Consider the following 8570-nt stretch of genomic DNA (forward strand, 5'->3'; position numbering starts at 1 on the left):
GAAAAAGAAAGATGGGCAATGGAAAACCAAAGGGATGAATGTTTTGCCGATATGTACGTACATCCCCAGGAAACAGACTATAATATTGATACATTATTTGAATTAATAGACGCTTCAGAATTAGACTATCCTGTACATCCTAAAATCCTGGTTATCCTGATTCTGACAAAAGAATATATCTTTATTATTCACAGACAATCTATCAATTAAAATCCTGGTTATCCTGATTCAGAAAATCACATTAATACACTTTCTTTCACCTGCAATTTATTTATAATACTTTCTTCTAAAAGATGATAGAGGAAATGCGGAGTTTTTAAATTAGCTGAATGTAATAGATTTTGATAGACTTGACAAGCTGATTCATCATTTAAAATCCGGTTGTGAATTATTCTGGTCCATTCCGGTGCAGTTATCATTAATTGTGGAACAACTTCAATAAATGCTGTAATTTGTTTTTCCATATCAAAAGATTCCAGAAAATGAATTAAGCTAAACATCACTTCTGGCTGTTGACATTGATCATCTAAAATTAGATGATAGGCAGATAAATCATTTTCATTAGGATTTTCAGCTATTGCGGTTAAAGCATTTTCAAAATTTGTAACTTGTGCTTCTGTTTGCATCAATCGGTTATCTTTCAAGATTTCTAGTAAATTGTTTTGATTCATGGTTTTTACCTCATTTAAAAAAAATAGATTGCCAAGTTACTTTATTGAGTTTGATTAATGCTTGCAAACTTTCCCTGATTCTTCTATTATACAAACCTTGAGAAAGATAAATAGAACGTACATCCCAAATTTCTTGTGCTAAGGTTACTCTGGGTGATAAGTTTAAATTAGGACGTTTACCATAAGAAATTGTTTGCCGATGACGGCCTCCTTTTCCTGGTGATAAATGTTCCATCATTATGGCATATCCTTGGTCTGTTGTATAACCTGGAACTTTCGCTTTCATAAAAGCATCCGCAGGTATATGATGAGGTGTGAGGTTATCTCCTCTACGTCCCTTTTTTAGTAAGTCTCCATAAGTACCTACAGTTCCTTCTCCTGGGATGAGTTGAGGTTGATGATTAATAATTTTTTTACTCCTGTTTAGCTATTTCTATTGTTTAGTATTTTGATTATAAAGGAAGAAAAGGAATAATTAGGGTTTGCTGAATCAGGATTTTCAGGATTTAAGAATTTTCAGGATGATATTTGTCTGAATCAGGATTTCCGGGATTAAAGGATTTTCAGGATGATATTTTTTGTCTGAATCAGGATGTCCAGGATTAAAGGATTAACAGGATATTTTTGATCATTTATGGTTTTCTTTGAATGATATGGGAATATATTTTTTATCTCAATCAAAATTTATTATCATTAAATATTTACAGAAAATCTATAAACTGCAATCTTGTACATCCTCAAATCCTGGTTATCCTGATTCAAACAAGAGAATATATCTTTATTATTCACAGAAAATCTATAAACTGCAATCCTGTACATCCTCAAATCCTGGTTATCCTGATTCAGACAAGAGAATATATCTTTATTATTCACAGACAATCTACAAATAACAATCCTGTACATCCTAAAATCCTGGTTATCCTGATTCTGACAATCACAATAAACAATATATAAATATTGCAAAATTGAATTTACCTATTTTTTGATAGTTAAAAACCTGAAAGAAATATTATTACCTTCCCAGTATTCCTGCGCTGAATTTAAAATATCCAATGCTATTTGGTACTGTGTCGGTTCAGCTTGAGCAAAGATATCAGCATGATCTTATGATATGACATATCTTTGAGCCGGACACCATGTTAAATCGGTGATACATTCATCAAAAGCATCCCAGTTAGCGCCGAAGTATGTAGGAAATTCCATTACTTCAGCAGCTTGTTTTAAAAATGTTTGTTTGTTATTGATTTTTTTACCGTTAAGATGGAAAACTTTTTGATTCATAGATTTATGATGAGGAAATAGGTTAGTAAAATTGTCAGAATCAGGATGTCCACCGATTAAAGGATTAACAGGATGATAAAATATAAAATGGGCGATCGCTAATAAAGTCCTATAAATCTTAACATCATCTAGACGATAATTTTAACTATTTTCAAGTATTGTGTTATAATCAATTCAGAATTAGAAGAGTAAAAATATCATGATTTTAGCTGTTAAAAATGCTCTTTCCACAATTGCACCCAAGTTAACTTATGATGTGTTGATTGAAAATCAAGCAGATGGTACGGTTAAAGCTACACTGTTAAGTTTACCAGAATGTCAAGGTTTTGGTGCAAATAAAGAAGAAGCATTAAATAATCTGATTCAACTTTTTCAAGCACGAAAACCAGAAATAGTGACTTTAGAAATTGAAGCACCGAAAACAGAACATCCTTGGATGAAATTTGCAGGAATGTTTGAGGATGATCCACATTTTGATGAAGTGCAAGAATATATAGCAGAATATCGTCGTGAATTAGATACAGAGATGGAGGAATATTATCAACAAATTGAAACCAAGGAGAAGAGTAAATGAGCTTATGGATACTAGATACAGATCACGTTTCTCTATTTCAACGCAGAAATTCATTTATTGTCCAGCGTGTTAATAGTGTCAATTTTGAAGAAATTGCCATAACCATTATTACTGCGGAGGAACAATTGCGTGGTAGATTCAATGTAATTAGAAATACCTCGTCATCGGATAAATTAATATTAGCTTATGCAAATTTTCAGGCTAATTTAGAGTTTTTCAAAACTATCAATGTCCTAGAATTTAGCGAAAATGCAGGTAATATTTACAGTGAATTAATTAAACAAAAAATCCGTGTTGGTACTCAAGATTTACGCATTGCTGCAATTACTTTATCAGTGAATGGGATTTTAGTTACTCGTAATTGGAAGGATTTTGAAAAAGTGCCAAATTTGCGTTTAGAAGATTGGAGTATTAGTTGATAATTTCTGAATCAGGATTTCCAGGATTAAAGGATTTTCAGGATGGTTTTTTTTGTCTGAATCAGGATGTCCAGGATTAAAGGATTTATGGCTAACGCCACGCTTCGCTATCAGGATGTTTTTGATCATTTATGGTTTTCTTTGAATGATAGGAAATATATTTTTTATCTGAATCAGAATTTATCATCATTAAATATTCACAGACAATCTACAAATAACAATCCTGTACATCCTCAAATCCTGGTTATCCTGATTCAGACAAGCTATTTTTTGATAGTTAAAAACTTGAAAGAAATATTATTACCTTCCCAGTATTCTTTGGCTGAATTTAAAATATCCAATGCTATTTGGTACTGTGTCGGTTCAGCTTGAGCAAAGATATCAGCATGATCTTATGATATCACATATCTTTGAGCCGGACACCATGTTAAATCGGTGATACATTCATCAAAAGCATCCCAGTTATTGCCGAAGTATGCAGGAAATTCTATTGCTTCAGCAGCTTTATTTAAAAATGTTTGTTTGTTATTGATTTTTTTACCGTTAAGATGGAAAACTTTTTGATTCATAGATTTATGATGAGGATGCACGGTTACTGTACGGTTACTGAGCGAAGTCGAAGTAAGTCGAAGTACAGGATGATAAAATGAACCATTGCTAATAAAATCCTATCAATGACTACTTTAACCGCCATATCTTGATAGTGTTGTCCCAACTCCCACTAGCCAGAGTTTGACCATCGGGGCTGTATGCTACTGAATAAACCGATTCAGAATGACCAGGGAGGGTTTGTAGGAGGTTTCCCGTTTTTACATCCCACAGTTTGATAGTCTCGTCATACACCCCACCACTAGCCAGAGTTTGACCATCGGGGCTGTATACTACTGACTGAACCGCGATAGAATGACCAGGGAGGGTTTGTAGGAGGTTTCCTGTTTTTACATTCCACAGTTTGATAGTCTTGTCACCACCCCCACTAGCCAGAGTTTGACCATCGGGGCTGTATGCTACTGAATAAACCGATTCAGAATGACCAGGGAGGGTTTGTAGGAGGTTTCCCGTTTTTACATCCCACAGTTTGATAGTCTCGTCATACACCCCACCACTAGCCAGAGTTTGACCATCGGGGCTGTATACTACTGACTGAACCGCGATAGAATGACCAGGGAGGGTTTGTAGGAGGTTTCCTGTTTTTACATTCCACAGTTTGATAGTCTTGTCACCACCCCCACTAGCCAGAGTTTGACCATCGGGGCTGTATGCTACTGACCTAACCAAGTCAGAATGACCAGTGAAGGTTTGTAGGAGGTTTCCCGTTTTTACATTCCACAGTTTGATAGTCTTGTCACCACTCCCACTAGCCAGAGTTTGACCATCGGGGCTGTATGCTACTGAAGAAACCCACCTAGAATGACCAGAGAGGGTTTGCAGTAGGTTTCCCGTTTTTACATCCCACAGTTTGATAGTCTCGTCACCACTTCCACTAGCCAGAGTTTGACCATCGGGGCTATATGCTACTGAATTAACCGAGTAAGAATGACCAGGGAGGGTTTTTTGCAAAGAGATGCTACTAGATAAATTTGCAATTACAAGTATGGGATCGACTGGAAACACTCCATAACGTGCATAGCCATAGATTTCAGTTCCTATAAATCCTATAAATCCTAATAAGCAGGTTATTAAGTAGGTTATTAATAGTTTTCTCAGTTTCGTATTTTTGAAGGGAATTGTTGTTTGAAGCACTGGAATTGTGCCAAGTGGACTCTGAGGTTTAGAAACTGCTGGTTGCGAAACCTGAGATGGAGTTTGCTGAACTGGTGCTTTATTAATAGATGCTACAACCTGCCAAATCTTGATATTGTCACCACTCCCACTAGCCAGAGTTTGACCATCGGGGCTGTATGCTACTGAAAGAACCGAGCTAAAATGACCAGGGAGGGTTTGTAGGAGGTTTCCTGTTTTTACATCCCATATCTTGATAGTGTTGTCATAACTCCCACTAGCCAGAGTTTGACCATCGGGGCTGTATGTTACGGAATTAACCGAGTCAGAATGACCAGAGAGGGTTTGCAGTAGGTTTCCCGTTTTTACATTCCACAGTTTAATAGTCTTGTCATCACTCCCACTAGCGAGAGTTTGACCATCGGGGCTGTATGCTACTGAATTAACCCTGTGAGAATGACCTTCAAAGGTTTGCAGTAGGTTTCCCGTGTTTACATTCCACAGTTTGATAGTGCTGTCCCTACTCCCACTAGCGACCGTTTGACCATCAGGGCTGTATGCTACTGAATAAACCCACTCAGAATGACCAGTGAGAGTTTGCAGTAACTTTCCCGTGTTTACATTCCACAGTTTAATAGTCTTGTCATCACTCCCACTAGCGAGAGTTTGACCATCGGGGCTGTATGCTACTGAATAAACCCAGTGAGAATGACCAGTGAGGGTTTGTAGTAGGTTTCCCGTTTTTACATCCCACAGTTTAATAGTGTTGTCACTACTCCCACTAGCCAGAGTTTGACCATCGGGGCTGTATGCTACTGAATAAACCCAGTGAGAATGACCAGTGAGGGTTTGTAGTAGGTTTCCCGTGTTTACATTCCACAGTTTGATAGTGCTGTCACTACTCCCACTAGCCAGGGTTTGACCATTAGGGCTGTATGCTACTGAAATAACCAAGTGAAAATGATCTTTGAGGGTTTGGAGGAGGTTTCCTATGAATTGATTACTATTAACTTGTGGTTGTGATGTTGATTTCACCACAGCAGATGAATTTACCTTAACAACAGCAGGAAAAATATCAACACCAAGATTTGTAGAGCGATCGCACCAATAACAACTACCATAAGTTCTACTATAATAATGACTATCTACCCTGCCACATATAGTTAAATTCTCATTTCCTATTCTCAAAGCTTCCAACCACTCCTTAGCAGTCGGACGTAAATGAGGATTTTTATACCCATCATTAAAACATCTGAGAAAACATTCCCGAATTGCAGGATGAACAATTATCATAGGAATTGTTCTCTCTACACGCTCAATCAAACTATTTTCAGAATACAACCATATACCGCGCTTAATAAGTTCATTAGGTTCTGGAGTTTCCCCAGCACCTGTCCATTTTCCCTGAAAAGGAGTATTAGCAGCAAATAACAATTGATAAATAATTACTGCTAACCGAAATCTATCATGTACTTCTGTTTGATCAATTTTATGAAAATCTTTACCAATTAATTCTGGTGGTGTATATTCTGGTGTACCAACTAAACAACGATAAACTTTACTATTTTTAGGATTTATCACCTGAAAAGAATCTGTATCAATAATAGAAGGTAAAGCCTGATTATTAACTAAAATATTTTGTGGTTTAATATCTCCCACAACATAACCAGCTTCATGTAATGCGGCAATAATTGAGGCAATATTTAAAGCGGTAGTATGCAGAAACCGCCAATCAATCTCAAGTTTTAATCTCTTGCGAAGCTGGGGGTTATAAATATTAATAAGTTCTTTTCCACCCTTAACTTCTGGCATTAAAAAGCCTACAAAATCACCCTGCTCATTTTTTAATGGTGACTTAGGCCAAGTAAAGGAAATATGATGAAGATGGGCATTTGGTTCTTGTGGTGGGTAATCTATCATTACTGCTAGTTTTTGAACCCGTTCAGGTGTTGGTGAATGGTAAATTTTAGCTAAATAACCATGATGATTAGTTCGCCAAACTTTTGCTTCTCCACTAACAGCTATTTCACTTAATAGAGTAATTGATTTTCCTGTAATGCCACAGGTAAGAACTGTCATATAATTTTCAGTAAATTGGATGAAATAAATATCAAATAGTATTGTTGACTAGGACGGGCTAGAAGCCCATCTCACAATAAATAGATAACTCTTGTGGAGTGGGCATCCTGCCCGCCCATCATTTAATTGAGTCTACTAAATCTCTTTTTCCCAGATACACAAAACCAAAGTTTTATCATCATCAGTACGAGCATTTAACCTTCCTGATTTGAGAAAATCAATAATATATTGATCATCATTTTCCGGCTTTTCTGTTTCTTGCAAATATTGTCAATAAATCATTAACTTATATTAGAAGTCGGGGATCTGGTTGATACAAATTAAGTAATAATTTGCCCCCATCCCACCGGCGGTAATGCTACAGCTTCCCCAACTTTGCCACTAGAAACCCGTTTCATGGAAGTGGAAAGCCAAACAAATAAAGAGCGAAAATCTAAACCATTCAGAGTTACTGGAGGACGTTCTGGAGGGGCAATTTGTCGGAGTTTATTCATATCTGCACCCTGAACACCAACGGTAAAAAACAACATTCGGCGCTGTGCGTCTTCTTCTCTCACCCTTTGCGCTGCATTTTGCCAATAATCTGTAGGCGCACCATCGGTAATTAAAAATACCCAAGGACGATAATAATGGACACCGTTATCTTTATACGACTGTTTGCGGGTTTCTAATAAATCTAAAGCGTATTCTATCGCCTCACCCATGGGCGTTACACCATCTGCTTCTAGCTTTGGCAGTGTAAAATGGTCTATAGTGACAAAATCTTGCGTCAGTTTCACCGGTCCAAAGGTGACAATAGCAACTTCTACACTTAAAGAAGCTTGAGCATCTTTCATTACATCTTCTTTGAAAGCCGCCAAACCTCTATTTAACTCCTGGATAGGTTGCCCTGACATTGAACCAGAAGTATCCAACAAAAGAATTACCGGACAACGATTCTCAGGGTTTTCCACAAATTCGGGCATTCCTACTGGCATTATTGATACTCCTGGTTAATCAACTGGTTAATCACAACTAGATGCTGAATATTATATTTTAGATTATACTCGTTAACACCTAATCTAACACGGGTATTTTTACGGAATCAATACCTTGCCTAAACTGGAAGCAAGTAGCAACCAAAAACGAGTACATTCATATAATGTTTTTTATAAAAGAGTCAGTGATGAAACTTAAAATTGCCAGTAACCGTTAAACTAAATATAAATAACCATCAGGATCAACAAATGAAAGCAATAGAAGTCACAGGAAACATTGATGAAAAAGGGGCATTATTTTTAGACCAAACCCTGAATGTAGAAATACCCGGAAAAGTCAGAGTAATAATTCTCTTTCCTGAACCTACAGATAACTTAGAAAATGATCATGATGATACTCCCATTGAAGAAATAAAAGCTAGTTTAAAAAGAGCAGTACAAGAAGCAAAAATAGGAAAACGTATTCCCCTATCTCAAATGTGGGAGGGAATAGATGTCGAATGAACTGCCAATAGTAGAAATAGACTTAACACCTGAATACAAAAGCAACTTGCGTTCTCTAGCTAAGAGATACCGGAATATTCGTTCTGATACTCAAGTAATAATTGAGTAAATTCAAATCTGCAATTTTCTAGGTGATAGAATATCTGGACTGGGTGAAAATTACATTGTCTTTAAAGTCAGAGTTAAAAATAGCAACATTCAAAAAGGCAAAAGTGGTGGTTATCGCATCATTTATCAAGTTGAATCACCAACCAGTGTACTTTTATTAACCATTTACTCTAAATCATATCTAGAAGATATCACCCCACAGGAAATTAAAAACATTTTAGCTGAGTCAAATCAA

General features: G+C 36.5%; 10 protein-coding genes and 1 pseudogene. 4 read left to right on the forward strand and 7 right to left on the reverse strand.

The window, feature by feature from the left end; translation table 11 throughout:
* A pseudogene (locus tag H6F45_RS26815) lies at positions 1 to 210 on the forward strand (hypothetical protein); the annotation flags it as partial.
* A gap of 26 nt (positions 211 to 236) precedes the next feature.
* Here the strand turns inward: H6F45_RS26815 and H6F45_RS25425 are convergent.
* From H6F45_RS25425 to H6F45_RS25435, 3 genes are all read right to left on the reverse strand, one after another.
* The gene (locus tag H6F45_RS25425; protein ID WP_137669279.1) at positions 237 to 671 is read right to left on the reverse strand and encodes an Imm30 family immunity protein; all 435 of its coding nucleotides are present in this window, start codon (positions 669 to 671) and stop codon (positions 237 to 239) included.
* Positions 672 to 681: 10 nt separating this feature from the next.
* Entirely contained in the window at positions 682 to 957 is a 276-nt protein-coding gene (locus H6F45_RS25430; RefSeq protein WP_190348744.1) for a hypothetical protein, read from the reverse strand.
* 818 nt (positions 958 to 1775) lie between these two features.
* Complete coding sequence (locus tag H6F45_RS25435; protein ID WP_190348745.1) at positions 1776 to 1952, reverse strand: barstar family protein; 177 nt, start codon at positions 1950 to 1952, stop codon at positions 1776 to 1778.
* Between the two features lie 199 nt (positions 1953 to 2151).
* Between H6F45_RS25435 and H6F45_RS25440 the strand changes: the two genes are divergently transcribed.
* Entirely contained in the window at positions 2152 to 2526 is a 375-nt protein-coding gene (locus H6F45_RS25440; protein WP_096567312.1) for a hypothetical protein, read from the forward strand.
* The gene (locus tag H6F45_RS25445; RefSeq protein WP_096567310.1) at positions 2523 to 2945 is read left to right on the forward strand and encodes a type II toxin-antitoxin system VapC family toxin; all 423 of its coding nucleotides are present in this window, start codon (positions 2523 to 2525) and stop codon (positions 2943 to 2945) included. Before H6F45_RS25440 ends, H6F45_RS25445 begins: the two co-directional genes overlap by 4 nt.
* Before the next feature lie 392 nt (positions 2946 to 3337).
* On the opposite strand, the gene H6F45_RS25450 is transcribed toward H6F45_RS25445, so the two are convergent.
* The 4 genes from H6F45_RS25450 to H6F45_RS25460 form a co-directional block, all read right to left on the reverse strand.
* Positions 3338 to 3514 (reverse strand): barstar family protein, encoded by a 177-nt coding sequence (locus tag H6F45_RS25450; RefSeq protein WP_190348746.1) that lies wholly within the window; start codon positions 3512 to 3514, stop codon positions 3338 to 3340.
* A gap of 109 nt (positions 3515 to 3623) precedes the next feature.
* Complete coding sequence (locus H6F45_RS25455) at positions 3624 to 6746, reverse strand: hypothetical protein (protein ID WP_190348747.1); 3123 nt, start codon at positions 6744 to 6746, stop codon at positions 3624 to 3626.
* A 135-nt stretch (positions 6747 to 6881) separates the two neighbouring features.
* Positions 6882 to 7010 carry a hypothetical protein gene (locus tag H6F45_RS27215; protein ID WP_268932477.1) on the reverse strand — a complete coding sequence of 43 codons (129 nt, stop codon included), beginning with the start codon at positions 7008 to 7010 and terminating at the stop codon, positions 6882 to 6884.
* A gap of 56 nt (positions 7011 to 7066) precedes the next feature.
* Entirely contained in the window at positions 7067 to 7723 is a 657-nt protein-coding gene (locus H6F45_RS25460) for a VWA domain-containing protein (protein WP_190348748.1), read from the reverse strand.
* A gap of 249 nt (positions 7724 to 7972) precedes the next feature.
* On the opposite strand from H6F45_RS25460, the gene H6F45_RS25465 reads away from it, so the two are divergent.
* Positions 7973 to 8227 carry a hypothetical protein gene (locus H6F45_RS25465; protein WP_190348749.1) on the forward strand — a complete coding sequence of 85 codons (255 nt, stop codon included), beginning with the start codon at positions 7973 to 7975 and terminating at the stop codon, positions 8225 to 8227.
* Positions 8228 to 8570 lie beyond the last annotated feature (343 nt).

It is taken from the genome of Sphaerospermopsis sp. FACHB-1194, from assembly GCF_014696235.1.
GTDB lineage: Bacteria > Cyanobacteriota > Cyanobacteriia > Cyanobacteriales > Nostocaceae > Sphaerospermopsis > Sphaerospermopsis kisseleviana.

What these genes read in the sequence shown, in the direction of transcription:
- H6F45_RS25425 (WP_137669279.1), bottom strand. Translation starts at nt 671, where the DNA reads ATGAATCAAAACAATTTACTAGAAATCTTGAAAGATAACCGATTGATG.
- H6F45_RS25430 (WP_190348744.1), bottom strand. Translation starts at nt 957, where the DNA reads ATGAAAGCGAAAGTTCCAGGTTATACAACAGACCAAGGATATGCCATA.
- H6F45_RS25435 (WP_190348745.1), bottom strand. Translation starts at nt 1,952, where the DNA reads ATGAATCAAAAAGTTTTCCATCTTAACGGTAAAAAAATCAATAACAAA.
- H6F45_RS25440 (WP_096567312.1), top strand. Translation starts at nt 2,152, where the DNA reads ATGATTTTAGCTGTTAAAAATGCTCTTTCCACAATTGCACCCAAGTTA.
- H6F45_RS25445 (WP_096567310.1), top strand. Translation starts at nt 2,523, where the DNA reads ATGAGCTTATGGATACTAGATACAGATCACGTTTCTCTATTTCAACGC.
- H6F45_RS25450 (WP_190348746.1), bottom strand. Translation starts at nt 3,514, where the DNA reads ATGAATCAAAAAGTTTTCCATCTTAACGGTAAAAAAATCAATAACAAA.
- H6F45_RS25455 (WP_190348747.1), bottom strand. Translation starts at nt 6,746, where the DNA reads ATGACAGTTCTTACCTGTGGCATTACAGGAAAATCAATTACTCTATTA.
- H6F45_RS25460 (WP_190348748.1), bottom strand. Translation starts at nt 7,723, where the DNA reads ATGCCAGTAGGAATGCCCGAATTTGTGGAAAACCCTGAGAATCGTTGT.
- H6F45_RS25465 (WP_190348749.1), top strand. Translation starts at nt 7,973, where the DNA reads ATGAAAGCAATAGAAGTCACAGGAAACATTGATGAAAAAGGGGCATTA.